Below are 24,569 nucleotides of genomic sequence, written 5' to 3'. Positions count from 1 at the left end.
CGAAAATCAACCATCATGAAACAAATAACGCTCCTGCTCTGCGGCCTCCTCTTATGGAGCGCTGCCAGCTTTGCCCAAACAGCGGCCAAACCTACCCTTTACAATCCACAGGCAGACGCCCGGGCAGATATCGACGCCGCAGTAAAGAAAGCCGCCGCTTCCGGCAAGCACGTTTTCCTGCAAATGGGCGGTAACTGGTGCGGCTGGTGCATTGCATTCGACAAGCTCGTTAAATCCAACGACACTTTACAAAACTACCTGGAACAGAATTATGAAGTAGTGCATGTGAACTACAGCCAGGAAAACAAGAACGAAGCGGTCTTTGCATCGCTCGGGCATCCGGAGCGTTTCGGCTTTCCGGTTTTTGTGATCCTGAACGGAAAAGGTGAACGGATCCATACGCAGAACTCGGAGTACCTGGAAGAAGGGAAAGGGCATAGCAGCAGGAAAGTTTTGCAGTTTTTCAAGCATTGGGCACCGGCTGCATTGAAACCGGCAGCATCTAATTGAAAATATTCGGGGATCTTTTCATATCTGCCAATCGAATAAAAAAGCGATGTAGAAACCCTTATGGTCTTCTGAAGAAACTATGGTTTGCGCATATAGTGATAAGTCTGATACGTCCGATCGAATACGTTGTCATCCCCATCTTTTGTCCTGGTAAGCGGAAAATTTGAAAATTCATCTTTTGTGTAGGTATAGTTATATATCACGATCTTACCGTTACTGATATAAACGGTTTGTTTAGCCACACAATTCTTGCTCCGGATATATGGGGAAGCTGAATTTATAGTACTGACTCCTCCCCGAATGAGCAACCTGTAAAAAGGGAGAGAACAAAGTATGGATCCATAGGGGTTACTTAATGTATTGTATTCATATTCACTGTTAACTATATTACCTGTAAGACCATCATAATACCGGATACGAAATAGCGTAAGGTTCCCGTCTTCATAGCTGATCGTTGACTTGGGAAAATTCGGATCAGCATGTTTGTTCCATTTCAGCCATGTTATTTGCTTATTATCATTATACGCGAACTTAAATATCTGGTCTACAATGGTTGGAATATTGGTACCTGTAGAAACGGTAAGAGTGTCATCTCCAATATATCTGTAAGTCAATGCCGCATTGTAGTTATGATTGACCCCAGATATACTGCGTTTCAAACGACCACTTTCGTCATATTCATACAGCTCCATGAAATAGTATTTAAATAACGTATCATAAGTGTAATAGGCCTTTACATGCCCGGATGGATAGTAGGTAAAACTATCAAGTATATATCCATCTTTGTCCCTAATACTTGTCAGCCAATAGTCCGGCATATTTTGAATAGCAGGTAGCATGTACTGGCCGGTGTCCGGCCTGAAGACTCCTTCTTCGGGTATTGCAGGAGCGTCATCAAGCGCTGAATTCTCGCAGGCAGTTCCCACGATGCCAGCCATAAGAAACAGACAAGCCATCAATTTAATAACACGCACTTTCATAGATACTATTTTATCGGATAAATAGATTGACGATGCGCTAAGTTACCAAAATACGTTGGAAGCCATTTGGACATGATGCAAACTATTTAAATGTGGCGTTTTCAAGAATAATTTTGAAGAATGTAAAGCATACGTTACATTTGGTAACGTAAAAATTACATTATGAAGCAAAATCCCTTCCCCTATTCCTGGTGGACTAAAATATTGGGGCTGCTGATCATCACTGGCGGGATCATCAGCTTTTTCCTTCAGCACCAAAAGAAAGGCATTTTTGATTTCAATGAACTGGCCGCAGGATTAAGCTGGGGGCTCGTTTTCATTTTCTTTTCCAGGGAAAGGACGGATGATGAAATGATCCGAAGCCTGAAATTCAAAGCGTTGGCGAGAGCGTTGATCGTCGCGTTTTCCATTACCCATCTGTACAATTATCTTTTTTTGAACTGGCGCCTGAAACGTGAGCACGATATCCTCCTGTCCATTTCCGCTTATCAGTTCCTGGCATTGACATTACTGATCGCCACTGGCTACTTTTATTACCTGAAGCACCAGACGGCTTTAAATGCAGGAGAATGAAGAATCTGATAAAGGTTGAACGGGCAAGGCTGAATCTGACGCAGGCGGAACTGGCGGAAAAAGTAAAAGTAGCCCGGCAAACGATCATTGCCATTGAAGCCGGACGCTTTGTTCCTTCTACTGTATTGGCTTTCAAAATCGCGAAAGTGCTCAAATGCAAAACTGACGAGCTCTTTGAGCTGGAAGATGAGGATTGGCTGTAGTAAAAAGAGGATGCACCGGCTGGCGACATCTACTTGCACAGTTTTTGTGTTCTATGCTGATCAAAGATCAGCAGCATGCAGCTTTCCGAAATCATAAAAGAAAAGATCAGCAGGAACGGGCCTATTGCCTTCCGGGATTTTATGGAAATGGCATTGTATTATCCGCAACTGGGATATTACACCTCTGAACGCAATAAAATCGGCGCAAAAGGAGATTATTACACCAGTACGAATCTGACTGCTGTTTTTGGCGCCATGATCGGGCGGCAGCTGGAAGAAATGTGGGACCTTACGGGACGGGAAGCATTTACCATTGTTGAATATGGGGCAGGAACAGGTGCGCTTTGCCATGATCTGCTCAATTATCTGAAAAACAACCCGCCATTTTACGACCGCCTGCAATATTGCATAATTGAGAAAAGCTCATCCATGCGGAAGAGGGAAAGGGCCCATCTATCGGGAAAGGTAGACTGGTATGATTCCATCGCTGATATTGGTAAATTCACGGGCTGCGTTTTATCTAATGAATTGCTGGATAATTTTTCGGTTCACGAGGTTGTTATGGACGATGAACTTATGGAAGTGTTTGTAGGCTATCAGGACGGCTTTTTTGAATTGCTGCGGCCGGCATCGGAAGCGCTTAAAGATTATTTGAAGCAGTTACAGATAATTTTACCCAAAGGTTTCCGCACAGAGATCAATCTGCAGGCAATAGACTGGATCAGGGAAATTGCCCAATCGCTGGAGAAAGGATTTGTATTGACTATTGATTACGGCTATCCCTCTGCTGAGCTATACCGTGAATACAGGTGTAGGGGTACGTTGATGTGTTATCATGGACACCAGGTAAATGATGACCCATATCATCATATAGGAGAGCAGGATATTACAGCACATGTGAACTTCTCCGCATTGAATCACTGGGGTTTAAAAAACGGACTGGAATGCTGTGGATTCACGGAACAGGGTTACTTTCTGCGCTCCCTTGGACTAATGGACTATTTAAGAATGCTTGAACAAAATGCTGTAAACAATTCCTTTGCCAGTCCGGAAAAAGCGATCGCCATCCATAGTCTTCTCAATGACATCGGCGCAAAATTGAAAATTTTCGTCCAACGAAAAGGAGATATACAAAAGGAGCTGGCAGGTTTCACGCTTGCCAGGGGAATGATTTGCTAATTTTTAACGATCTGACAATTGCTGATACGTTAACTTTATAATGATAAGAAAAACGATATGGAAAATAGTCAGATTATTATTTATCAGACAGAAGATGGCCAAGCTATTATTGATGTAAAACTTGAACAAGGCACCATTTGGCTTACTCAAAAGCAAATTGCCGAACTATTTGGCACTCAACGTCCGGCAATCACCAAACACCTATCAAACATATTCAAAACCAATGAATTAGAAGAGATTTCAGTATGTTCCATTTTGGAACATACTGCTTCTGACGGTAAGACCTATAAAGCGAAGTACTATAATTTGGATATCATTCTATCTGTGGGATATCGGGTAAACTCAAAAAATGCAACCCAATTCCGCATTTGGGCAAACAAAATTCTGAAAGAATACCTGACCCAAGGCTATTCCCTGAACGAAAAACACCTGCAGGAAAAAAGCCAGCAATTCGAAGCGCTCAAACAAACGGTTCGTATAATGAGCAATGTATTGAGCGCCCAGGAGCTATCGTCAGACGAAGCCAATGGACTGTTAAAAATAATCACCGACTATACCTATGCGCTGGATGTTCTGGACAAATATGATCATCGGAATCTGACAATAGAAGCTACCCATAAACAACAAGCATTTATCGCCACATATGCAGAAGCGATGAAAGCTATCCAGGGCCTCAAAGACAAATTTGGCGGCAGTAGCCTGTTCGGCAATGAAAAAGATGAATCGTTCCAGAGTTCCATCGCAACGATCTATCAATCTTTTGATGGACAAGAACTCTATCCTAGTGTAGAGGAAAAAGCGGCGAATTTCCTGTACTTCGTTGTCAAGAATCATTCATTCTCGGATGGGAATAAGCGGATTGCCGCTTTCCTGTTTGTGTGGTTCCTTGAAAAGAACCATATTCTCTATCGGGAAGATGGCTCCAAACGGATTGCGGACAATGCGTTGGTAGCACTTACATTGATGATCGCAGAAAGCAAACCGGAGGAAAAGGATATTATCGCGCAGGTAGTGGTCAACCTGATCAATGGGTATAACTAGCCTTTTATTTCCAGGCTCCCATCAATCTTCGCAGCACAATGATCTCTCCGGTATGATAGCTGGTATGGTCCGCTATCAGCATAGCTTCCCGCAGGAGATTCTGCCCGCTGCCATGCGGGAAAAGCGTGAAAAGATCGGCGCGGGGCGCTTCCAGCAATTCGATGAATGCTTTGCGATCATTGGCGATCTGCCTTATACTTTCTTCCCAGGCAGCCGCATTTTTAGGAGCGCGCTCGTCCGGCCAGTAGCCCTCCGGCCATTTCGGGGATTCGTAGTCAGGATCGCGAGAAAATTCCAAAATATCAAATTGCGTAATGCGGATATGCTCTACCAGCTGCCATATACTGTAAGGCATGCCTTCGGGTACCTGGCTCTGTAGCTTAGCAGGTAATTTCTCTACGGCCTGTTCAAAGGTAGCATGGGCATGGCCGCCGTTCAGGAGTTCTTTCAGGTTCTTGATAATGATGGACACTTCTTTCATAATGCATGTTTTATGTTAAATTCCAGGCCCTCTAATACTTCGCGTTTGGCTTCTCCGCCATGGAGCAGATTTTTCTGTAAATTTAATACGTAATATAACACCTCAAACTAGCCATAGTATATAATATAATATGCAGGTTTCCAAGGAAGTATTCCGTACCCGACTACGAAAGTTATACAAAAGAATTTAATAATAAGATCGAGAGAGATATCTAACCATATTATGCGCGATTTTAGAGCGCTAATAGAGTATTGGCATGATAACAAACTACGAATACAATACAGAAAACACTGTTCCCGGCCTGAATTTACTACGATGCGAAAAATCACCAATATCTAACCACGAAAATAAATGAGTTCGTCCGTGTAGCTTCGCTCCTGTCGCGGGATTGCGGGGAAAAAGAAAACGGGAACTTTCAAGATCTTCTTCAAAATTCCCGTTCTGTAGCGAGAAGGAGCGATTATTTGAACACTTTTTTGATTTGGCGGAAATAATTTTCCCTATGACTACATTTATTTAAATTTAATACAATAATCTTCCGGGGGAGGCTTTTTAAAACAACCGAAACAATTTACTGATAATTAAATAAATAAAAATTCATCATTCTACTTAAAAACCGAACTAACATGATCTCACATGATACTATAGAATATTGGAAATCTCAAAATATTCGTCTTGGGCAAATTAACGGCGACGATCTACATCACATATTTGACAGATTTACCACAACATTTCTCCTTTACAATAGACTTTATAATGAGGTGCCTGCCATCTTAATAGCGCAAGGAAAAAATATTGAAAGTAAAGACCTTAATAACGACAGTAAAAAGGCAATTGACTTCCCCCTTCAATTTCTTACAGGGGATTTAATTATGAACAATTTGACTGATAGAAAACTTGATGGTGCATTTGACGTTTTAGCCTTTTTCATTGACAGCCGAATATATAATATTTGCTTTAATAGAACTGGCATACACGATCCAGCGGCTGACATTAATTTATCCGGAAAACTTCATTCGCAAAACGTAGAAGAAAAAATAAAAGGCCTTCTTACATACATTTATAAAGTCAGAAATAATGTTGTACACGCAAAAAAGCATTTTAATGAAGATCAACGGCTTTTGCTCGAAACACTCACTAATATTCTCAATATTATAAATCAATTACTGTTTGACAAAATGATTAGTCTTCTCGCTAAGCCTAAATAACGTTTTAGCGATATGTGTTATTCTAAAATTAAAATAACTAATGCCTTGCAAAGACATGGTATATAAACAATAAATAATGAAAGCATTACAATTTTTAATTTTTATTATTTGTACCTACACAAACATAAACGCCAAAGCGCAAGGGAAACCATATGTTTTGAAATACAATAGGATAGATTATTATGCCCCAGCTAGTCCTAACCTACCAGCAGAGAATAAAACAATGAATCTTGATTCCAAGTTTATCATTGATATAGAAAAAAATTTTGTCGAGATATTAGTATTCTATTCAGATGGCCCTGTGAAATCCAAGTATGAGATTAAAGAGTTCAGTGATATAAAAGAAAGTAAGGAAGGTGGTAAATATTTTACATTAAAATGCCAAGGAAATAACTTAGCTACTGTTGTAATTGACGTAAACAAGCAGGTTCGTTGGATCAAAAGAACCATACCACATAATGGCATTGTTCATAAATTTTACAACAATGATGAATGATCCCAAGGCATAACTCCAAAAACATTTTCTTTCTTGCAATTAGCACACAAATCACATTAAAAAATGCAAATAATGGATAATGAAAAATTGAAAGAAGGAGTATACTCAATTACTAAAGGAGCGATAGGATCAATTCCAGTTGCGGGCTCACAGCACGAAAGATCAGTCCAAATACTCGCTGGACTACCAGAAAAACAGCATCCGGGATTATTGCAAGCGGAACAAACTGGAACTCATCAACCTCTTCGAAGACGACGGCGAAAGCAGCTATACGTTTGACCGCCCCGACTGGATCGCCCTGGAAGACTTTATCAAGAAGCACAAAGGCAAAGTCCAGTACCTCATCGTCATGGATCACGACCGCTTTAGCCGGAACCTCCCGGAAGCCCTGAACAAAATATCCCATCTGGAAATGAAATTCGGCATCAAGGTACTGGCGACCAACGAACCCATCGACCTCGATCCCTCCGACCCCAACGTCTTCATGACCCGGGCGTTCAAATACATGATGGCGAACAACGAGCTTTTCAACATCCGCCGCCGCACATCCGCCGGGATTCGGCAAGCATTGGAAAGCGGCCGTTTCGTGAACCGCGCCCCCTTCGGATATAAAAACGTCAAAGCAGAAGGCGGGAAAGGTTTCATCGTAATCGACGAGGAACGCTCGTTCATCGTGAAAAAGACCTTCCGGGATTTCCTGATGGGCCACCCGTTCGGGCAAATCTGCAAGGAAGCCCGCGCCCTCGGGTTCACTTATTCCGGCAACTCCGCCATCCCGTGCATCCTGAATAATCACCTGTATGCCGGACTAATAAAAGTTCTCGCCAGAAAACAAACCCCGGAGAAAATAATCCCCGGCATACATCAACCGATTATCTCCGAAACGGAATTTTGGCGGGCGCAGGAATCGTTGGGCAACATTAAACCCATCAAATGCATGCCAGTAGATGAGGTGCCATTACGCGGCATTCTCACCTGCACCTGCGGCCTGAACATGACCGCGGGCAAAAGCAAAGGCAAGCGGAAATACTACAATTACTACCGCTGCCGCGTCCATAACAACCTGAACTTCTCCGCGATCAAAGTCCACAATCAATTGGATAAAATCCTCGACTTATGCAACTTCAAGCCGGAGCAAACCACCTATATCGCGGAGAAAGCCAAGGAAAGAATGAACGAAGCCCTCGCCGAAAGAACCCAGCGAGTAGCGATAAAAATTAAGGAACTGGAAGAAATAAACCGTAAGATCGAGAAGAACGAAGAGCGGTTTATGGAAGACATGATCGAACCGGAAACGTACCGGAAGTGGCACAAGAAATTCCAGATTCAGAAAGCATTATTGACGGAAGAAATCAATTCCCTCACGCGCAACCGCCACGAAAAACTGGAAAAACTTTTTCAAGTTCACCCCTATTTAACTTCCCTCAAAAGTATTTTCCAGAAAGCAACCGTGCGGCAGAAACATCACTATTACGCAGGGTGTTCAAACGTGGGCTCACATATCGCGTAGGGGCATTTAGAACACCCTTCCGGATCAAGTTGAAAAGTTGGGGGAATGAAAAAAAGATGTTGCTTTGCAGTTGAATAAGAATCAATGGCATTGGAACAGCACTACAGACAACTTATAGAACTTTTACTGCCGGCAGGGATACTGGATTATTTCGATCTGATTAAAACGACTCAATCGCCCAATGGGCTTCATATTTACCTGGAGGAGCGCAACGAGGCGCCAGCCGGGTATAAAGATATGAAACTTCATTCCAAGGGATTCCTCGATGAGATCCGGGTACAGGACTTCCCCATCAGGGGACAAAAAGTTACGCTGGTCATAAAGCGCCGCCGCTGGGAGGTTGTAGATACCGGACAAACTGTAAAAAGAGACTGGAAACTCGTAGCAGATGGAACTCGCATCACCAGGGAGTTCGGTCTTTTTTTAAAAGAAACATTTGGACGATAACCCCATCAGCCCCGCACAGCTTGGCTGTTTCTTTCAAATCGACGGAAAGCAATTACAGCAACAATATAAGCACCATCTCAGCGACTTCCCTGACTGGAAACAAAAGGACCATGCTGAACACTGGATGCTTTTCGAGCAAAACATCAGCCCATATTTAAGCATTGATGAAACGGCATTCTCCAGCGGAGAACTGTACACGATCGTGACCAATAAGCTGGCCAAAGGCCGTAAAGGCTCCATTGTAGCCATGATTAAGGGAACGCAGGCTGATTACCTGGTAGATATCCTCAAGAAGATACCCAAGCGCTTGCGCAGAATGGTAGAGGAAGTCACCATAGATATGTCCGGCAGCCTCAACCTTGCGGTTAAAAGATGTTTCCCCAATGCTCACAGAGTTACCGACCGCTTCCATGTGCAACAACTAGCCTTTGATGCCGTACAGGAGACCCGGATAAAGTATCGTTGGGAGGCGCTCGAACAGGAGAATATGGCTTATAATGAGGCTCGCAAACAACAACAGGCCTATCATCCCGAAATCTTACCCAATGGAGATACGGTCAAACAATTGCTGGCCCGCAGCCGGTATTTACTGTTCAAGCATCCGCGCCTCTGGACAAGAGAGCAGCAACAAAGAGGGGAGCTGCTGTTTAACCGCTATCCTGTGATACAAAAGGCATATCAGTTATCACTCAGGTTAGGTGAGGTTTACCGGGTATGCACCAGCAAGGAGCAGGCATTCAAGAAGCTGGCCTTGTGGTACAATGATGTGGAAGAAGCGGGACTGGCATCCTTCAGGACCCTTGCAAGAACTATCCAGGCGCACTATCTCGGCATCCTGAACTTCTTTAACAACAGGGCTACAAATGCTGCTGCAGAATCATTCAACTCAAAGATCAAAGCCTTCAGGAATACGATGAGAGGAGTGAGAGATATTCAGTTCTTTCTTTTCAGACTTGCTAAATTGTATGCATAATTGTAAAATCCCCCAGAAATTTGACTTGATCCACCCTTCCTCCATCCTGCCTTAATACATAACGAAGACGCTCAAAGAAAAAGGGCTGCTCTTTGTAGAACAGCCCTCAAGTGACTTAGGAGATTCTCCCATTCGTAGCGAGATCGGGAGTTGAACCCGAGACCTTTGGGTTATGAATCCAACGCTCTAACCACCTGAGCTACCTCGCCATTATTTTCAAATTGGGAGTGCAAAGATACAGGCTAAAACAATAAAAGTCAAACCTTACAGCGAAAAAAGTTTTAAACCGGCGCCTATGGCTGATAAGGGCCGCCAGGCTCGCCCCAGCCCCACTTCGGCATCGGCTCCTCGGGATTCACAGGGTTCTCCGCCACATTAGAGTTGATCACCGCAATCCGGCTCCCCCACTCCAGGTACCCCACCAGGGCGGAACGGAATTCCGGATCATCGGCCAGTCCCACTTCATCAGCGCTGTCCAGCAAAAGGGCGATCCACCGGCGGCGCTGCGCCTCGGTCAGGCTTTTGCCGACGTGATGCCGGACCATCGAGGCATGACTCCCCTGATCCTCCGCTGTATACAGCGGCGGGCCGCCGAAGACCTGGGCGATGAAATGGGCGACATGACGGCTGTGGTCGGGGGACATATGGCGGAATACCGGCTCCAGCAGATCGTCCTGCAGCACTTTCGCGTAAAAGACTTCCGTGAGCTTTTCCAGCGCTTCCTTCCCGCCCGCCCATTCATAAAGAGAGGGTATAGCTTTCATACAGATGAGATTTCCAAAGCAATGTTAGGCAATTATGCCTGCACCCACTTAAAATGATAGTTTTTTGCCTTTGATAAAAAAGAACACCGTGGTATTGCCGGGAAACGGCCAGGAGAGCTAAAGGAGAACACATGGCAAGGTGGACGTGAGGTGGACTTAATGTGGACTTGATCTGCCGTTGTTTCAGCGAATATCCTATCAGAAGCACAAAAAACAAAAGGTCATACTTGTTTCGTACGAAATATTTCCTACCTTTATCATCATGAAGAAGATCAGCAAAGAAAACAACCCGGAACCCACCCGGTCTGAACTGGAAATATTGCAGGTGCTGTGGCAGCACGGCCCCTCCACCGTACGCACGGTCAATGATATACTGAACGAACAGAAACGCGAGGTGCAATACACCTCCACCCTCAAGCTCATGCAGATCATGGTGGAAAAGGGATTGCTCGATCGTGACGACAGCCAGATGAAACATGTTTACAGCGCCGCGGCGGAAGAGCAGGCTACCAAAGGCCGTCTGCTGGACCGGTTTGTGGACACCATGTATAACGGCTCGGCTTCCAGCCTCATGATGCAGCTGCTCGGTAACAAGAAAACTTCCAAAAAAGAACTGGACGCTATCCGGGAGCTGCTGAAAAAAATGGATAAATAAACCTTCAAATCCGCATTATGCAATGGATGAACAACGAGATACTGCAGGCCATCTGCAGAACTTTCCTGCACTCCCTTTGGCAGGGAATGATCGCCGCTATCCTGGCGGGGCTTGTGCTGGCATTTACCCGCCGCACGGCCGCACGTACCCGTTACAATCTCCTTGGCTCCATCCTGCTGCTGTCTTTGCTGGCCGCCGGTTTTACCTTTTATCTTGAATCGAACACCGCTGCGGGTACCGCATCAGGCGGTCCGTATATCATCGTTGCCGCTCCTTCCGCCACTTCATCCATTGCGCATCCCGGTGATATCCTCCTCCAATACATGAATGCCCATGCAGGGCTTATTATGCTGGTGTGGCTGATCGTTTTTATGTTCAGATGCTGCAGGTTGATGAGCGGATTTTATCATATCCGCCGTATCCGCCAGGAAGCTTCGCCTGCAACGGCGGAATGGAGTGAACGGATGCGTGATCTCGCGGAACAGCTGGGCATTTCGCAAACGGTGCGGTTGCTCGAAACCGCCAGGGCACAGGTTCCCTTTACACTCGGTGTCCTGAAACCCTGCATCTACGTTCCCCTCGGACTGCTGGCCCAATTGCCGGCGGACCAGGTGGAAACCATCCTTCTGCATGAGCTGGCGCACATCCGCCGGAAAGATTACCTCGTCAACATTCTGCAAAACTTTTCTGATACGATCTTCTTCTTCAATCCCGCCATGCTCTGGATATCCGCACTCCTGCGTGAAGAAAGGGAAGCCTGTTGCGATGACATCGTGGTGGCGCACACACCGCATCAAAGCAGCTACCTCCACGCACTGGTGGCCTTCGAGGAAAGAGCGGCGGGCATCCATCCGGGCATCGCGCTGATGGAAAAACAACATCATCTCCTCAACCGGGTAAAGCGGCTGCTCACCCGCGAGAACAAAAAACTAAGCATCATGGAAAAATCAATATTAATGCTCGGCATACTGGCCGTTACCGCCTTCAGCTTTATACCGGCATCAAAGGATTCCGTCAATCCCGTATGGCGGTCCGAAAAACTTACACAAACAGCTGACAAGCTCATAGACACCGTTCCGGCCAGAAAATCGAAAGAAATCCGCATTGACACGGTGTACACCCGTAATCACCATAAAAAAGACAAATCTCCGAAGCAGGTTGTCTTTCATGCGGATTCAGCAAAGGACCAGGTTGTGGTTTTCCATGCCGACACCGTTCACCTCAAACACCAGGTATACCATGTTGACACCGCGCACGTGAAGTATAAGGTACATTATACTACCGATACGGTAAGCCACACATATAGGACTACTTATTCGAATGAATACACCGTGCTGTCCATAGATTCAACACGGCCGAAAATCACTATATATGCCGAAAAGCCCATCAAGCTGGATACCGCTCCCGTATACAAGGTTGTCACCATGTCCGCACCAAAAATCACCCTGTATAGTCCTCAAAAAACAATCGTCCTTCAGGCGAATCCGGCCCCGGCGCCGAAACTGAAACTAAAGCCCAAACCAGCTGCCGCACCCAAACAAATCAAAAAACCGGAACCGGCCGCTACACCCAAACCTCAACCGGCGAAGGAGCCTAAGGCGAAGAAGCCTTCAAAATACGAACCCGTACTGCCGGCAGCCCTGCTGAAAACAATGAACATCGGCAAACCACAGGAGGAATGTTAATTGCCGCCGCGGGAATTCTGCCTGGGCTGATAGCCGTTCTCTACACCCCTGCGATCCGCTCCTTATAAGCAGCCAATGCATCTTCAAGACGCTGACGGGCGGTCGTATCGCCGGGAACGTTATGGGAAGGATGGATATGCAGCTGCACACCTCTGTCCGCCAGGATCTCCGCTACAGTGGTAACGGTCATCCATACACAGGAGATGAAAGCCATCGTGGAAACGGGGCCGATCTTGTCGGCGTGGTTCTTCAGCGGCACCGTGGCATCTTCAATGGGCGCGCAGGAATCCACCACGATGTCCGCCACATCGAAGATCGTTTTACCGCTGGAATGCCTTGTCTGCTTGCCTTTTGCAGCGGCGGCGGAGCCGTAGGCGATCACTTTCATCCCGCGCTTCTTCGCTTCTATCGCCACGTCGATATTCACGTTGTTGATGCCGGAGTGGGAAAAGAGCCACATGGTATCGCGGGCATCGAAATTATATCCTTTCATGATCTCCACGCCATAACCTTCCACCCTTTCCAGGAACACGAACTGATGCACGCCCATTTCACCGGTGATGCGGGTAAAAAAAGTAAGCGGCAATTCCACCATCGGGTGAAAACCCACGAAGCCGCCGATGCGCGGGTACATCTCTTCAATGGGAATGGTAGCGTGACCGCAGCCGAAGGTATGCACCCAGCGGCCGCAAGCAATGCTGTCCGCCATTGTTTCCGCGGCTTTCCGGATATTGTCCATCTGTGTTTCCTCGATCTGCGCCATCACGCTCCGGGCATGGCCCAGCCATTGTTTTGCAAGCATATGTTGATGATTTGATTATTTCAGTCTTCTGACGATGGTGCTGCACAGCAAGAGCATCACCATCCACTCCGCGAATGCCACGGTGGTGAGATGCCGCACGCCGTAATGCTGCACCACCAGTCCCATCATATAGTTCACCAGCATGTTCCCGGTAAGCGCGATCACCAGCACAAAGCTGAATGCCGTACCGGATTGCGCGGCATACCGCTCTCCCACGAAGCCGAGCATGATGGGGAAACCGCCCGCCAGTCCCGCTCCCAACAGGATCAGCCCGATGGCCGATACAATGAACATGGCGCCCGTCTGCAGCAGTAAAATACCCGCGGGCATCAGCAGCAGGGAAATGGTAAGCATATGCTGAGGAGAAACGGTGCGGAAGATGCTGCCGGTGAGCAGGCGCATCACGGTGAGGCCGGCCACGTAGAGGGACAACGCATAGAGGGCGTTATGTTCCTCCATATGATCTCCCGCGGTGAGATAGGTGGTAGTCCAGTTATTGATAATAGCCTCGAAGCTGCTCTGGCAGAAAAGGAAAAAGCCGATGAGCAGCAAGGTCATGTCTTCAAACATTTTACCGCTTCGCGCAAACAGCCGGCTGCCTTGTTGCTTGGCGGGCGGGAAGCGGATCACGGCGTACAGCAGGCCAACAGCGAAAGCCGCCCAGCCGATCGCCGCCACGATGGTATGCCACTGAAAATGATCGCGCAAAGCGCCCAGCACCTGGGGCATGCCCAGCGCGCCGATGCCGAAGGAAACGCCCAGCAGGCTCAGCGACGCGCCCTTGCCGCGGGTGCTGATATCCGCCACCACCGCATTTGTGGTGCCGTTGATGATGCCGCCGGAGAGGCCGAATATAAAAATGCATGCTTTCAGCAGGCCGATGGAAGCGGCATGCGCGATGCCCTGGAAACCGGCGCAAAGCCCGAACGAAGCCAGTACCAGCAACAGCTTGTAGCCATAGCGGTCACAAACGGGACCGAACAGCAAAGAACCCGCCAGGATGCCGATGGGCATAATGGAAAACAAAGTACCCGCGGCCACGCCGTTCAACCCGAACTTCGCGCGGAGGTCCAGCACCACGGCGCCGAGCGTGATCAACGTTACGCCGAAAAGCAGAAGACCTATGCAGGCTGCCCAGAATACCACGTTTTTATTGTACATAGTGACTGCTTTTCATGGCCAGGCAGGCGGCGCCGTACAACCCGGCGCTGTTGCCCAATGCGGAAGCTTCCAGCTTCACGAGCCCCATGCTCACGGGTTGCGCCCAGCGGGCCGCTTCCTTCGCGATCAGGGGGATCAGCGCCACGGCCGGTCCGAACACACCACCGCCAAAAATGATCCTGACGGGATTAAAAAGACTGATGAGGTTAGCCGCAGCCATCCCCCACAGCGATATGCATTGCGTGATAACGTCTATGGCTATACGGTCGTTATGTCCGTAAGCGGAAAACACATCCTGCGCCCGCAGGCCCTCTTTTTTCAACACCCCGCTGTAATGCTCATCTTCCGCTACAGCGGCCGCGGCCACTTTGGCGATGCCCTCGCCGGAAGCCATGCTTTCAAAGCAGCCGCAGTCGGTATACGACGCCTGAAAGGGCCGGTCCAGCGCCATCCATCCGATGGCCCCGCCAATGTCCGCCGCGCCATGCAGCAGCCTCCCGCCGGTGAGAATGCCGGCGCCGATGCCGGTGCCTACGGCCAGGTAGATGGCATCGTTACAACCCTGCGCATTACCCTGCCAGGCTTCGCCGAGGATGTAACAGGAACGGTCGCTTTCGATATACACCGGGATGTCCTGAGCAACAGCCCGCACTTCTTCCAGCAGGGGATAATCATCCCAACCCGCAATGTTCGGCGCCCATATAGTGCCGGTTTGATGGCGGCTGATGCCGGGCACCGCTATGCCGATGGCGGTAATGCCGCCGGATGCCAGCGCTTCCGCAACGGCTTCCGTTACCAGCCGGCCCACAGCTTTCCCGCCGCGCCCGTCAAGGGAGCGGTTTTGCTGCTGTAACACCTTTCCATCCCGCGAAAAAACAGCCGACGCTATTTTGGTACCGCCCAGATCAATTGCCAATATCATGCGTGTGTTTTCATAACGTGTTCATTATGTAGACAAACAACTGATTCCGCTCCGTTACCGGGCGGCGGATTTTGTGCAAAACAGGGCTGCACAACGCTGCCCGTATAAAGTAAAAGGGTGTATCGAACATTCGATACACCCTTCATGCCTGTACAAGCAATAAAACAGATCAATAGCCCGGGAACTGCACCAGTTGCTTGTTCCGGTCGATCTCGCTTTGCGGTACGGGGTAGAAGTAATATTTCGGTTGCCACTGTGCGCGGGTGAACACTACGGTACGCTGATGGAACTCGGGGTCTGACAGGAAAGTGCCTTTCTCGATGTTCATGCCGTGGAACTGACCGCCCTGGTGGGATTCCGGTTTATCGGCGATCTTCCAGCGGCGCACATCCCAGTAGCGGTGCCCTTCAAACATAAGCTCCAGCTGCCTTTCCACGCGAATCTCTTTCCGCAGCTCGTCCTGGCTGCCGCCGGTGAGCGAGGGCAGGCCGGCGCGGTTCCTCACGGCATTCAGGTAAAACAGCACATCGGCGTGGCCGGGACTGTATTCATTCAGCGCTTCCGCATAATTGAGGTATATCTCCGCGAGGCGGATCATCATCGCCGGGCGGGCAACGGATTTGCCGTTCCTGAAATCGGTGGTCGGGTGGAGGTTCTTGCGGGCGGTGTAGCCGGTGCTCGGCCAGTCCCTCGGCGCGCCGTTTTTGCCGCTGTTGCCGGTGAAGAAAAATTCAACACGGGAGTAAGCGGCATCCGGCACTACCGGGATCGTGGAGCCGTTAAAGGTGACATTCACGTAAAACCGCGGCTCACGGCCTACATACATATTGTAGGTGCCTTCCACATAAAAGCTGGTGGCGGTGGTAGTAAACCCTGTTTCCGAATAGCTGCCGGTGGGGTCGGTGATCGCTTTGCCGTCCGCCATGCGGAACGCATCCACCATTTCCTGTGTGATGGCAATACCGTTCCAGGCATTACCGTTCGAGCAGCGTGGCGCTATGTGTCTTTCCCACTGGCCGTTCGCGCTGGACGAACGGATCCAGATGCCTTCTTTCATATAACCGTCAAAGAAAAGATTGCGGTATGAAAGGAAGGCGGCCTGGAAAGGATCGTCGTTCGCCACTTTAAAAAGCTCGTAGCGGTTGGTGTTGATCACCTCCAGGGCAGCGTCCGCCGCGCGTTTCCAGCGTTCCTTGTCGTACGTCTGGTTGAACAGCTGCTTGCCGTCGAAGTTCTTGAAATTAGCGAGGTCTGTATTGCCGTTGAACAGCGGGCTCGCATGGAATAATAATACCTGTGACTTTACCGCGGCGATCACCGGCTTGGTGATCCTGCCTACCTGCGTATTGTCCACTTCATTGCCGCCGGCGTTGAGATGCACCACGGGCACGTCCGCATACGCGGCATCCATTTCAGCGAGCACGTATTCCACACATTCGTCCCAGGAGCTGCGCGGTATTTGGAAGTTTTCTTCCGGCGCCTTGGGCTCCTCTCCCATCAGCACAACAGGACCATACTGTTTCATCATCAACCAGTAATAATACGCCCGGAGAAAGCGCGCTTCCGCCTTGTACTGCCGGAGCAGCTGCTCTCCGTTCGGCTGTTCCTTGATCTCGTTATTCTGATCTGCGTTCTGTATGAAGACCGCGCACAGGCGGATGGTCTGGTAGTAAGGGTTCCAGGTATTCGGACTGGCATTGTCCGGCGTGATGGCGCCGGAGTTGATACCGGGTTGCACCCAGGCGTAGTCCAGCTCATCGCATTGACCGCTCCATACATTGTTATACGGCTGGTCCCACATGTTGGGCATGATGGAATAACAGCGGGCCAGCCATTGTTCCGTCATCGACTTGTTGGTGAAAACATCTTTCAGGGTGGTGATGTTGTCCGGTACGGTGTCCAGGAAGCCTTTCCGGCAGGAAGGCGCCAGCAGCACACACAGGAGCATCAGCGGAATGATTTTTCTATATATAGCATTGATCATGATCGTACTGTTTTATTGGAAGTTTACACGGAGGCCGATATTGATAACAGATAACTGTGGGTAACGCACGCCCCGCGGATCATCCAGTTCCGGGTCCCATATTTTCCAGGGCGAGAAAGTGAGCAAGTTGGTCGCCTGCAAATACAAACGCATGTTCTTTACACTGAACCTTCTCAGGCTTTTCAATCCGAAATTGTAACCGACCTGTACCTCTTTCAGGCGGATGTAATCAGCGCGTTTCATCCACCACGTGCTTTCATAATAGTTGGTGGTCACGTCAGAGCGGGTAGACAGGCGTGGATAAAAAGGCCGCGGGTTGGGATTATCCGGTGTCCAGCGGTCGGTAGCGTTCGTATAGAGGTTACCGATAGTAGGCCCTTCAAAGAAAGGTTGGGTGCTATGTCCGCCGGTATACATGAAATCTACCTGCGCCGCACCCTGCCAGAACATGAACAGATCGAACCGGCCAATACCGGCGCTCAGGTTAAGCCCATACAAAATGCGCGGCACGGAACCGTAGCCGATCGCTTTCTGGTCGAAACTATTGATGATGCCGTCACCGTTCAGATCTTCATATTTGATGTCACCGGGACGAACATCACCTGCCTGCACCGGGGAGCGGGTGATCTCCGCGGAGTCCTGGAACAGGCCGGTGGCGATATAGCCGAAACGCTGGCTGATAGGATGACCGGTGCGGTTCAGCCAGGGATACTGCCATGGCGGCAAACCGTCCGCCACATTCTCGTTCTTGTTGTAAGTGAAGTTGCCGCGGAAGCCGATGTAGTAGTCTTCATTGAACGAGTGATTGTATTCCAGCGTCAGGTCGACGCCTTTGTTGCGGGTGATGCCCACGTTGCCGTAGGGAATGTTGCCGGAGGTGAAACCGGAAGAATAAGGCATGTCCATCTGCCGGAGCAGGATGCCGGTGCGGTATTCTTTAAAGAGGTCGGCGATCAGGGAGAGCCTGCTGCGGAACAGCTTGATCTCGAACCCGAGGTTCTGGCGCTCCGCTGTTTCCCAGCTTACATCCGATCCTACCTGTCCTTCTTCATAACCGCCATAACCCACAGTGCTGCCGGGGATACCGAACTGGTAGCCGCCAACGCCGTCATTATTGATCCGGGTCATGAACAGGAAACGGGAATTGGTGTTGCTGTTACCGGAAATGCCCCAGGTGTAGCGGAATTTCAGGTGGGGGACCGCATCCTTCAGCGTTTCAAAGAATTTCTCGTTCGATACCACCCATCCCGCACCGAAGGAGGGGAAGAAGCCGTAACGCCGCTTTGGCGTAAAGTTCTCCGATCCGTTGTAGCCGAAGTTCACTTCGGTGAAATACCGGTTGTCAAAACCGTAGGTGACCCTGCCGCTCAGGCCGCGGATACGGAAAGGAATGGAAGACACAAGGTCGTTCGCATCGCCGTTGATGTAATCGGACTGGTTGAACAGCAGCAGGCCGGACACGTCGTGCCTGCCGAAACCATTGGCATAGTTCAGCGCCGTTTCTGTATAAAAGCGGCGGTTACCGCCCCTGGAACCTTCATACCCGAGCACATCGGAGCCAGCCTCCACCAGCCGGGTCTTCAGCGAGCCGTCGGGGTTACGGCCCTCGGCGATGTAAGTCTGCACGTCGCGCTTGCGGTTGAGGTTATTCCAGGCGTAGGAGTCAAAGGCAAACATGGAAGTCAGCGATAATCCTTTTACAATAAAATCGAGGTTCTGCCGGGCGCGTAGGTTGGTGCGGATGTTGTTCCTGTATTCCGTAGCGTAGCCGCTTTGCGTCAGGTCGCGGTACGGGCTGTCGAAACCGCCGCTGGGAATCTTGGGCCACTGGCCATTGGAGTATTGCGGCGGAATGATGTGCGGCGGTACCCGTGAAGCAAGTGCAAACAGATCGCCGGTGCCAATGCCGGGGTAATTACTGTTGATGATATACCCGTTCACACCCAGTTCCAGCTTGGTGGTTTTGGTGATGTTCGCATCTACGTTCGTGGAAAAGGTAAAGCGGTCCAGCTTGATGTTGGAGTTGTAGGACTGCTGTTCATCCCGTTTCATCATACCTGTTTCGGAATAATAGTTGGCGCTGATGTAATAGGTCGCGAACTCGGAGCCGCCGCGCACGTTCAGGCCGGCTTTCCGGTTGAGGCCCCATTCATTGAAGATCTCCTTGAACCAGTCCACATTCGGGTAGAGGTCCGGATCTTCGCCGGTGATATGTTTCTGTATCTGTTCTTCCGTGTAGGTGGCCGTTCTGCCGCGGGTTTGCAGCCCTTCGTTGTACAGGCGCATGAAAGTGGGTGCATCCACATAATCCGGCAGCTGTGTGAAGCGCGTCATGGCCTGTGTCAGCTCCGCGTTGATCTGGGGTTTGCCGGCGCGGCCGGTCTTGGTATTGACGATTATAACGCCGTTGGCGCCGCGGGTGCCGTATACGGCGGTGGCGGAGGCGTCTTTGAGGATAGTAAAGGTTTCAATGTCTTCGGGGTCGATGTCGGTGATGGAGCGGTCCGGCACGCCATCCACGATGATCAGGGGGCCTTGCGGGCTGGAGCTGAAAGTAGAGATACCGCGGATGTAGATGTCCGCGCCATCATAGCCCGGTTCCCCGCTGCGCTGGACGGACACAATGCCCGCCAGCCTGCCGCCGAGCGCATTCATCAGACTGCGGGCGGGCAACTTCAGTTCCTGCGGACGTACGGTGGACTGCGCCCCTACGAGGCTGACTTTCTTCTGGGCGCCAAAGCCTACTACCACTACTTCATTCAGTCCGCCTTCCTTTGCTTCCAGCACCACATTCAGGTCCATGCGGTTGCGCACGGCGTACTTCTGCGTTTCATATCCCACAAAAGAAAATTCCAGCGTATCCGTCGGTTCCACTTCGATGCTGTAAAACCCCTCGGCATTGGTAACGGTGCCCACGGTGGTACCCGGCACCCGGATGGTCACGCCGATGATAATGGCGCCCAGCCGGTCTTTCACCGTGCCGGATACCCGGATCTTGGCCAGCGGCGTGCCTGTAGCTTTGGGTGGCGGTAATGTTTCCGTGGGCGCGATGATGAACTGGAGATCGGTGATCCTGCTCACCGTCAGGTGGTAGGGCTGCAGGGCTTCCCGCATGGAGGGGATGATGCGGTTGCCCGGTTCCTTCGTCAGCTGTTCGGACACCATTACATCCTTCGTATACTTTTCATTGTGCGCGATCCGCAGCTTGTGTTTCTGATAAATTGCTTCAAGGGCTTCTTTCAACGGGATCATTTTCCCCGATTTTTTCTCCTTCCCATTTTGCTGGCGGACAAGGGAGCCGGCGCTTGCAAAGGACCCCTGGGCCTGTATCTCCGGGGCGATCACCTGCAGACATAGCAATACACTGACTACTCTAAGGCATAGCCGTAGACATCCAAATTTCATAACGTAAATTTTGGTTAGGTTAGATGAAACTGTAAAAAGGAACTATTTCGATTTTGGTCTATCTGGTTGTTCTATTTTGGTTGAATACTCAATTTATTTCCGGTTTTTTCAATACTTGCGTTCAACATGGCCGATAGCACATCCATCAGCGCCTTTTCATTTTCCATGATCACCCTTCCGCTGATAGCGGCGCCTGCAAAAGCGCCGGGATTCACGATCTCCACGTCATATCCATAATTGCTGACCAGCACTTCTTTTATTTCCGCCAGCGACGTATTCTCAAAATTGTAATCCCCATCTCTCCACGCCCCGAACAGCTGCGCGTTCACCTTCTCTTTTTTCAATCCACCGGCCGCCACCAGCACCCGTTCTCCGGGCTGAACGGTCATCTCCTCCTGCCCCGCCAGCGCTTTTACCTTACCCTGCTGCAAAATAACGGCGTTCTCGTGCATCGTAAAGGCGGTGCCCAGCACGGTAACGTCCAGCTGTTTGGTATGCACCACAAACGGCAGCGTGGCCTTTTGTACATCGAAATATGCGGTGCCGGTGATCCATATCTCGCGGTCTTTTTCTCCGAAGGTGGGGCGGTACGACAGCGTGCTGCCGCCTTTCAGCCAAACGCGGGTGCTGTCCGGCAATACACTGATCTGCACCGGGGCATCGTGCTGCACCGTCATCCGCACTTCCGGCGCGGCTTGGCGCAGGCCGAAATAAAGCGCTGTTCCTCCCGCCAGCATCAGCACGGCGATCATGGCGGCATATTTCCACCACTGCACGCGGCGCCTGCCGGGCAGCTGCGCGGACACTTCCTGCCAGCGGGCTTCCACATCCAGCTGCCGGTCACCGGCCTTTTCCAGGTCCAGGATGTCCTTTACCCTGAAATACAGCTCCCGGTTCGCGTCTGAGCGCTGCACCCATTCCTCCACGAATGCCGACTCTTCAGGCGTTGCCTGTCCGTTCAGAACATTCATCAGTACGTTATAATCCATTTCGCTGTTTTCGGGTAAAAGTGCCATTTCAATGATATAGACGATGAGGGAATAAAAACTACGTATGCGGGATCAAAAAAAAATCCAGGAAAATATGCTGAACTTCCGGATCATGGTCCGGAGCTGCTTCACCGCTTTATATAACTGGGTTTCCACGGTCCGGGAAGAGATGCCCATGGCATCGGAGATCTCGGCGGTCTTCATGCCCTGCATATAACGCAGCTTCACCACCTCCCGGCATTTGGGCGGCAGCTGCTCGATGGCCTCCCAGACGCTGCGCTCGTCGGAGGCTTCCAGGAGGCTTTTATGGCCGGCGTCCGGATGGAAAAATTCCAGTTCCTGCTGCGTCAGCAGGCTGTCCTGCACAAAACGCCGGTGCACGGCCTGGTGCTTGAAGTGGTCCACACACTTGTTATGAATGCTGCGGAAGAGGTAACTGCGGGGGTTGCGGGGAAGCTTTCCATGTGCCTGGATGAACACGTCCTGTACCAGGTCTTCGGCGGTGTGGAGGTCTACAAACTTGCAGGCATAGCCCACCAGCGCAGCATAATATTCATGGAATACCTGCGCGGTAGACATCAGCATGCCTTCATCATCACGCTCCTGCATAAAGTGAATTCAGGTTTCAGCAGAAAACTTCTGCCGGAGGGTAAAACTATCTATTTGCCGCAATAAGTGTATACAAATTTTATCACAAATTCATCAAATCTTCACACGGTCAGATATCGGAATATTCCGCCGGTCTTAAAAAGAACTGCTCGTTCTTCGATACATTATTTTTATACTCTTCCAGGGCGGACAGCTTCTTCCAGTCCGGGTCCGCGGAGAACGCCTTCCAGTGCGCGTCCCTGTCTGCCTGGTTATTGAAGGTAGTGAGGTACATGAGGTTGGGCATCCTGCTGCCGGACATCACCTCGCCGTAGAACACGGCATTAAAACCGAGCCTGTTAAAGATCGCGATCTCGTTGCCGGCATTGAACATCTTCACTTTGTTCTCATAATATTTTTCGGTGGGGCCTTCGTAGCTGCGCAGTTCGTACACTCTTTCGCTTTTGGGGCCTGTGAGCTTCGGCAGCGTGAGCTCGGGGCTGCCGGAAAAGGCTTTGAGGAGGATGGATTCCATGCGGGCGTAGGGAGCGTTGTTGTAGGGGGCGTTGATGTAGTCGCTGCCGCTTTGCTGGTAGCGGCTGTCCTTTGCCAGCTGGTCACCCAGGTCGTCAAATTCGGAAAGAGAGCGGAAGGGGATCAGGACGTACACCCGGATGTCCGCCGTATCCTGCTGGATGGGTTTAAAAACCCCTACCTTGCGGATGTTCGCGCGGTGTAACGCGGGCAGGTAGGCCTGGCGGAGAAAATTGTCGAGGCGCTGCTCCTGTGCCGGGGACTTCAAGTGGTAGATTTTGATCTGGTAGAAGTTCCTTCCCTTTTTTGCCCTTGTGCCTCCTGCGGTGTTTTCCTCCGCTACACGGATTTTCTGCACCGTTTGAGTAAGGACACTTCCATTGGTTCCTCCCGGAACTTTACCGGTGGCGTGGCTGGCAGAAGCGCCTAATAGCAGATAAGTCAGAATAAGTAAAGTGGTATTTTTCATGTTGATCACGGTTAAATCGATCTGTAAAATACTATCTGCGGGGGAGAGTTCCTACGGCTCACGAATGAATAAGTTTTTTGCGGGAGGTCTTGACCCTTACGTAACGTGATACCCTACCTTTGTCTGATGGAAAGCACTTATACTGTTCAACAACTGGCGAAGCTGGCGGGGGTGAGTGTGCGCACACTGCATCATTACGACCAGCTGGGTTTGCTGAAGCCGTCCGAACGTACCACGGCCGGGTACCGCTTGTATGGCGAAAGCGAGCTGCTCCGGTTGCAGCAGATCATGTTCTACAAGGAGCTGGACCTTTCGCTGGAAAGGATCGGCGACATCCTGGACGATCCTGGCTTTGAGGTACTGCAGGCCCTTGAAAGCCATAAACAGGCGCTGGAAGAACGGCGCGAGCGGCTTTCCATTTTGCTGGAAACAATTAACAAAACCATTTTAAAATTAAAAGGAGGACCTGTCATGTTAACAAATGAAGAATTATATGAAGGATTCCCGAAAGGCCAGACCTACCGCGAAGAAGCCATTGCCAAATGGGGCAGGGAAACGGTGGAAGGCGGCGAGAACAAGCTCCGCAAGCTGAGCAAAGCGGAACTGAACAGACTGAAAGGAGAATTCGACAATATCAGAACAGAGCTGGGCGCGCTGATGCACCTGGACGTGGCGGACCGCAGGGTGCAGAAGGTGATCCACCGGCACTTTGAGCTGATCATGCAATTCTGGGGGAAGGACGGATGCGATCCCAGCATGCTGGAAGCGTATAAGGGACTGGCGAAGCTGTATGTAGATGATGAACGGTATACGCAGACCGCGGACGGGAAGAATGATCCGGCTTACGCGGCGTTCATCAGCAAGGCAATGGTCTGGTATGCGGACCATGTGGGGAAATAGAGGATATACTTCAACACCGGGAGCGCCTTTTTGAGTGCTTCCGGTTCTCCTGACAATTCGAAGAATGGGTGAAGCCGGAATATAAGGCTGAAAGCCGCGTTCTGTCACAA

Annotated in this window: 24 protein-coding genes and 1 tRNA gene; 13 read left to right on the top strand and 12 right to left on the bottom strand. The window is 50.0% G+C overall.

The annotated features are described in order from the left end of the window. The first annotated feature begins 15 nt into the window (after positions 1–15). Positions 16–510 (top strand): thioredoxin family protein, encoded by a 495-nt coding sequence (locus CCY01nite_RS12230; protein ID WP_146861702.1) that lies wholly within the window; start codon positions 16–18, stop codon positions 508–510. A 77-nt stretch (positions 511–587) separates the two neighbouring features. Here CCY01nite_RS12230 and CCY01nite_RS12225 read toward each other — a convergent pair whose 3' ends face one another. After that, the gene (locus CCY01nite_RS12225) at positions 588–1,490 is read right to left on the bottom strand and encodes a hypothetical protein (RefSeq protein ID WP_146861699.1); all 903 of its coding nucleotides are present in this window, start codon (positions 1,488–1,490) and stop codon (positions 588–590) included. 162 nt (positions 1,491–1,652) lie between these two features. On the opposite strand from CCY01nite_RS12225, the gene CCY01nite_RS12220 reads away from it, so the two are divergent. The 4 genes from CCY01nite_RS12220 (at position 1,653) to CCY01nite_RS12205 (ending at position 4,486) form a co-directional block, all read left to right on the top strand. Further along, positions 1,653–2,063, top strand: coding sequence for a hypothetical protein (locus tag CCY01nite_RS12220; protein ID WP_146861696.1), 411 nt, complete (start codon positions 1,653–1,655; stop codon positions 2,061–2,063). Further along, complete coding sequence (locus CCY01nite_RS12215) at positions 2,060–2,266, top strand: helix-turn-helix transcriptional regulator (protein WP_146861693.1); 207 nt, start codon at positions 2,060–2,062, stop codon at positions 2,264–2,266. Before CCY01nite_RS12220 ends, CCY01nite_RS12215 begins: the two co-directional genes overlap by 4 nt. A 75-nt stretch (positions 2,267–2,341) precedes the next feature. Then, positions 2,342–3,445: a class I SAM-dependent methyltransferase gene (locus tag CCY01nite_RS12210; protein WP_146861690.1), complete on the top strand. Its 1,104-nt coding sequence runs from the start codon at positions 2,342–2,344 to the stop codon at positions 3,443–3,445. A 57-nt stretch (positions 3,446–3,502) separates the two neighbouring features. Continuing rightward, complete coding sequence (locus CCY01nite_RS12205; RefSeq protein ID WP_146861687.1) at positions 3,503–4,486, top strand: virulence RhuM family protein/type II toxin-antitoxin system death-on-curing family toxin; 984 nt, start codon at positions 3,503–3,505, stop codon at positions 4,484–4,486. 4 nt (positions 4,487–4,490) lie between these two features. Here CCY01nite_RS12205 and CCY01nite_RS12200 read toward each other — a convergent pair whose 3' ends face one another. Further along, positions 4,491–4,967, bottom strand: coding sequence for a DinB family protein (locus tag CCY01nite_RS12200; protein WP_146861684.1), 477 nt, complete (start codon positions 4,965–4,967; stop codon positions 4,491–4,493). Positions 4,968–5,593: 626 nt separating this feature from the next. On the opposite strand from CCY01nite_RS12200, the gene CCY01nite_RS12195 reads away from it, so the two are divergent. The 5 genes from CCY01nite_RS12195 (at position 5,594) to CCY01nite_RS12175 (ending at position 9,601) form a co-directional block, all read left to right on the top strand. Further along, positions 5,594–6,175, top strand: a complete 582-nt coding sequence (locus tag CCY01nite_RS12195) for a hypothetical protein (protein ID WP_146861681.1) — start codon at positions 5,594–5,596, stop codon at positions 6,173–6,175. 76 nt (positions 6,176–6,251) lie between these two features. Continuing rightward, positions 6,252–6,671, top strand: a complete 420-nt coding sequence (locus CCY01nite_RS12190) for a hypothetical protein (RefSeq protein ID WP_146861678.1) — start codon at positions 6,252–6,254, stop codon at positions 6,669–6,671. A 139-nt stretch (positions 6,672–6,810) separates the two neighbouring features. Then, positions 6,811–8,181 carry a recombinase family protein gene (locus CCY01nite_RS12185; protein WP_146861675.1) on the top strand — a complete coding sequence of 457 codons (1,371 nt, stop codon included), beginning with the start codon at positions 6,811–6,813 and terminating at the stop codon, positions 8,179–8,181. An 84-nt stretch (positions 8,182–8,265) separates the two neighbouring features. After that, positions 8,266–8,628 (top strand): ISAon1 family transposase N-terminal region protein, encoded by a 363-nt coding sequence (locus CCY01nite_RS12180; RefSeq protein ID WP_146861672.1) that lies wholly within the window; start codon positions 8,266–8,268, stop codon positions 8,626–8,628. Next, entirely contained in the window at positions 8,618–9,601 is a 984-nt protein-coding gene (locus CCY01nite_RS12175) for an ISAon1 family transposase (RefSeq protein WP_146861670.1), read from the top strand. The genes CCY01nite_RS12180 and CCY01nite_RS12175 overlap by 11 nt, the downstream gene beginning before the upstream one ends. A gap of 135 nt (positions 9,602–9,736) precedes the next feature. Here the strand turns inward: CCY01nite_RS12175 and CCY01nite_RS12170 are convergent. Together CCY01nite_RS12170 and CCY01nite_RS12165 are read right to left on the bottom strand one after the other, a co-directional pair. After that, positions 9,737–9,810, bottom strand: a tRNA-Met gene (locus CCY01nite_RS12170). A gap of 84 nt (positions 9,811–9,894) precedes the next feature. Next, positions 9,895–10,365 carry a group II truncated hemoglobin gene (locus CCY01nite_RS12165; RefSeq protein WP_146861667.1) on the bottom strand — a complete coding sequence of 157 codons (471 nt, stop codon included), beginning with the start codon at positions 10,363–10,365 and terminating at the stop codon, positions 9,895–9,897. Positions 10,366–10,627: 262 nt separating this feature from the next. Between CCY01nite_RS12165 and CCY01nite_RS12160 the strand changes: the two genes are divergently transcribed. Both CCY01nite_RS12160 and CCY01nite_RS12155 read left to right on the top strand, forming a co-directional pair. Then, positions 10,628–11,020, top strand: a complete 393-nt coding sequence (locus CCY01nite_RS12160; protein ID WP_146861663.1) for a BlaI/MecI/CopY family transcriptional regulator — start codon at positions 10,628–10,630, stop codon at positions 11,018–11,020. Positions 11,021–11,037: 17 nt separating this feature from the next. Next, the gene (locus CCY01nite_RS12155; protein WP_146861660.1) at positions 11,038–12,705 is read left to right on the top strand and encodes a M56 family metallopeptidase; all 1,668 of its coding nucleotides are present in this window, start codon (positions 11,038–11,040) and stop codon (positions 12,703–12,705) included. 40 nt (positions 12,706–12,745) lie between these two features. Here the strand turns inward: CCY01nite_RS12155 and CCY01nite_RS12150 are convergent, their stop codons facing one another. From CCY01nite_RS12150 to CCY01nite_RS12115, 8 genes are all read right to left on the bottom strand, one after another. Beyond that, positions 12,746–13,507 (bottom strand): sugar isomerase domain-containing protein, encoded by a 762-nt coding sequence (locus CCY01nite_RS12150; protein WP_146861655.1) that lies wholly within the window; start codon positions 13,505–13,507, stop codon positions 12,746–12,748. A 15-nt stretch (positions 13,508–13,522) separates the two neighbouring features. After that, entirely contained in the window at positions 13,523–14,668 is a 1,146-nt protein-coding gene (locus CCY01nite_RS12145; protein WP_146861652.1) for an MFS transporter, read from the bottom strand. Continuing rightward, positions 14,658–15,590, bottom strand: a complete 933-nt coding sequence (locus tag CCY01nite_RS12140; protein WP_146861649.1) for an ROK family protein — start codon at positions 15,588–15,590, stop codon at positions 14,658–14,660. The genes CCY01nite_RS12145 and CCY01nite_RS12140 overlap by 11 nt, the downstream gene beginning before the upstream one ends. A 169-nt stretch (positions 15,591–15,759) precedes the next feature. Beyond that, positions 15,760–17,574, bottom strand: coding sequence for a RagB/SusD family nutrient uptake outer membrane protein (locus tag CCY01nite_RS12135; protein WP_146861646.1), 1,815 nt, complete (start codon positions 17,572–17,574; stop codon positions 15,760–15,762). A gap of 12 nt (positions 17,575–17,586) precedes the next feature. After that, positions 17,587–20,979, bottom strand: a complete 3,393-nt coding sequence (locus tag CCY01nite_RS12130; protein ID WP_146861643.1) for a SusC/RagA family TonB-linked outer membrane protein — start codon at positions 20,977–20,979, stop codon at positions 17,587–17,589. A 71-nt stretch (positions 20,980–21,050) separates the two neighbouring features. After that, entirely contained in the window at positions 21,051–21,995 is a 945-nt protein-coding gene (locus CCY01nite_RS12125) for a FecR family protein (protein ID WP_146861640.1), read from the bottom strand. A gap of 45 nt (positions 21,996–22,040) precedes the next feature. After that, the gene (locus tag CCY01nite_RS12120) at positions 22,041–22,577 is read right to left on the bottom strand and encodes a sigma-70 family RNA polymerase sigma factor (RefSeq protein ID WP_146861637.1); all 537 of its coding nucleotides are present in this window, start codon (positions 22,575–22,577) and stop codon (positions 22,041–22,043) included. Positions 22,578–22,686: 109 nt separating this feature from the next. Next, on the bottom strand, positions 22,687–23,559 hold the full coding sequence (locus CCY01nite_RS12115) for an NIPSNAP family protein (RefSeq protein WP_146861634.1): 873 nt from the start codon (positions 23,557–23,559) through the stop codon (positions 22,687–22,689). A 126-nt stretch (positions 23,560–23,685) separates the two neighbouring features. On the opposite strand from CCY01nite_RS12115, the gene CCY01nite_RS12110 reads away from it, so the two are divergent. After that, on the top strand, positions 23,686–24,459 hold the full coding sequence (locus CCY01nite_RS12110; RefSeq protein ID WP_146861631.1) for a MerR family transcriptional regulator: 774 nt from the start codon (positions 23,686–23,688) through the stop codon (positions 24,457–24,459). Positions 24,460–24,569 lie beyond the last annotated feature (110 nt).

The sequence above is a fragment of the Chitinophaga cymbidii genome (genome assembly GCF_007992715.1).
Lineage (GTDB): Bacteria > Bacteroidota > Bacteroidia > Chitinophagales > Chitinophagaceae > Chitinophaga > Chitinophaga cymbidii.
This window is presented reverse-complemented; position numbering and strand designations above follow the sequence as displayed.

Excerpts from the sequence above, each read along its gene's own strand:
- CCY01nite_RS12230 (WP_146861702.1), top strand. The coding sequence starts at position 16 with ATGAAACAAATAACGCTCCTGCTCTGCGGCCTCCTCTTATGGAGCGCT.
- CCY01nite_RS12225 (WP_146861699.1), bottom strand. The coding sequence starts at position 1,490 with ATGAAAGTGCGTGTTATTAAATTGATGGCTTGTCTGTTTCTTATGGCT.
- CCY01nite_RS12220 (WP_146861696.1), top strand. The coding sequence starts at position 1,653 with ATGAAGCAAAATCCCTTCCCCTATTCCTGGTGGACTAAAATATTGGGG.
- CCY01nite_RS12215 (WP_146861693.1), top strand. The coding sequence starts at position 2,060 with ATGAAGAATCTGATAAAGGTTGAACGGGCAAGGCTGAATCTGACGCAG.
- CCY01nite_RS12210 (WP_146861690.1), top strand. The coding sequence starts at position 2,342 with ATGCAGCTTTCCGAAATCATAAAAGAAAAGATCAGCAGGAACGGGCCT.
- CCY01nite_RS12205 (WP_146861687.1), top strand. The coding sequence starts at position 3,503 with ATGGAAAATAGTCAGATTATTATTTATCAGACAGAAGATGGCCAAGCT.
- CCY01nite_RS12200 (WP_146861684.1), bottom strand. The coding sequence starts at position 4,967 with ATGAAAGAAGTGTCCATCATTATCAAGAACCTGAAAGAACTCCTGAAC.
- CCY01nite_RS12195 (WP_146861681.1), top strand. The coding sequence starts at position 5,594 with ATGATCTCACATGATACTATAGAATATTGGAAATCTCAAAATATTCGT.
- CCY01nite_RS12190 (WP_146861678.1), top strand. The coding sequence starts at position 6,252 with ATGAAAGCATTACAATTTTTAATTTTTATTATTTGTACCTACACAAAC.
- CCY01nite_RS12180 (WP_146861672.1), top strand. The coding sequence starts at position 8,266 with ATGGCATTGGAACAGCACTACAGACAACTTATAGAACTTTTACTGCCG.
- CCY01nite_RS12165 (WP_146861667.1), bottom strand. The coding sequence starts at position 10,365 with ATGAAAGCTATACCCTCTCTTTATGAATGGGCGGGCGGGAAGGAAGCG.
- CCY01nite_RS12160 (WP_146861663.1), top strand. The coding sequence starts at position 10,628 with ATGAAGAAGATCAGCAAAGAAAACAACCCGGAACCCACCCGGTCTGAA.
- CCY01nite_RS12155 (WP_146861660.1), top strand. The coding sequence starts at position 11,038 with ATGCAATGGATGAACAACGAGATACTGCAGGCCATCTGCAGAACTTTC.
- CCY01nite_RS12150 (WP_146861655.1), bottom strand. The coding sequence starts at position 13,507 with ATGCTTGCAAAACAATGGCTGGGCCATGCCCGGAGCGTGATGGCGCAG.
- CCY01nite_RS12145 (WP_146861652.1), bottom strand. The coding sequence starts at position 14,668 with ATGTACAATAAAAACGTGGTATTCTGGGCAGCCTGCATAGGTCTTCTG.
- CCY01nite_RS12140 (WP_146861649.1), bottom strand. The coding sequence starts at position 15,590 with ATGATATTGGCAATTGATCTGGGCGGTACCAAAATAGCGTCGGCTGTT.
- CCY01nite_RS12135 (WP_146861646.1), bottom strand. The coding sequence starts at position 17,574 with ATGATCAATGCTATATATAGAAAAATCATTCCGCTGATGCTCCTGTGT.
- CCY01nite_RS12130 (WP_146861643.1), bottom strand. The coding sequence starts at position 20,979 with ATGAAATTTGGATGTCTACGGCTATGCCTTAGAGTAGTCAGTGTATTG.
- CCY01nite_RS12125 (WP_146861640.1), bottom strand. The coding sequence starts at position 21,995 with ATGGCACTTTTACCCGAAAACAGCGAAATGGATTATAACGTACTGATG.
- CCY01nite_RS12120 (WP_146861637.1), bottom strand. The coding sequence starts at position 22,577 with ATGCAGGAGCGTGATGATGAAGGCATGCTGATGTCTACCGCGCAGGTA.
- CCY01nite_RS12115 (WP_146861634.1), bottom strand. The coding sequence starts at position 23,559 with ATGAAAAATACCACTTTACTTATTCTGACTTATCTGCTATTAGGCGCT.
- CCY01nite_RS12110 (WP_146861631.1), top strand. The coding sequence starts at position 23,686 with ATGGAAAGCACTTATACTGTTCAACAACTGGCGAAGCTGGCGGGGGTG.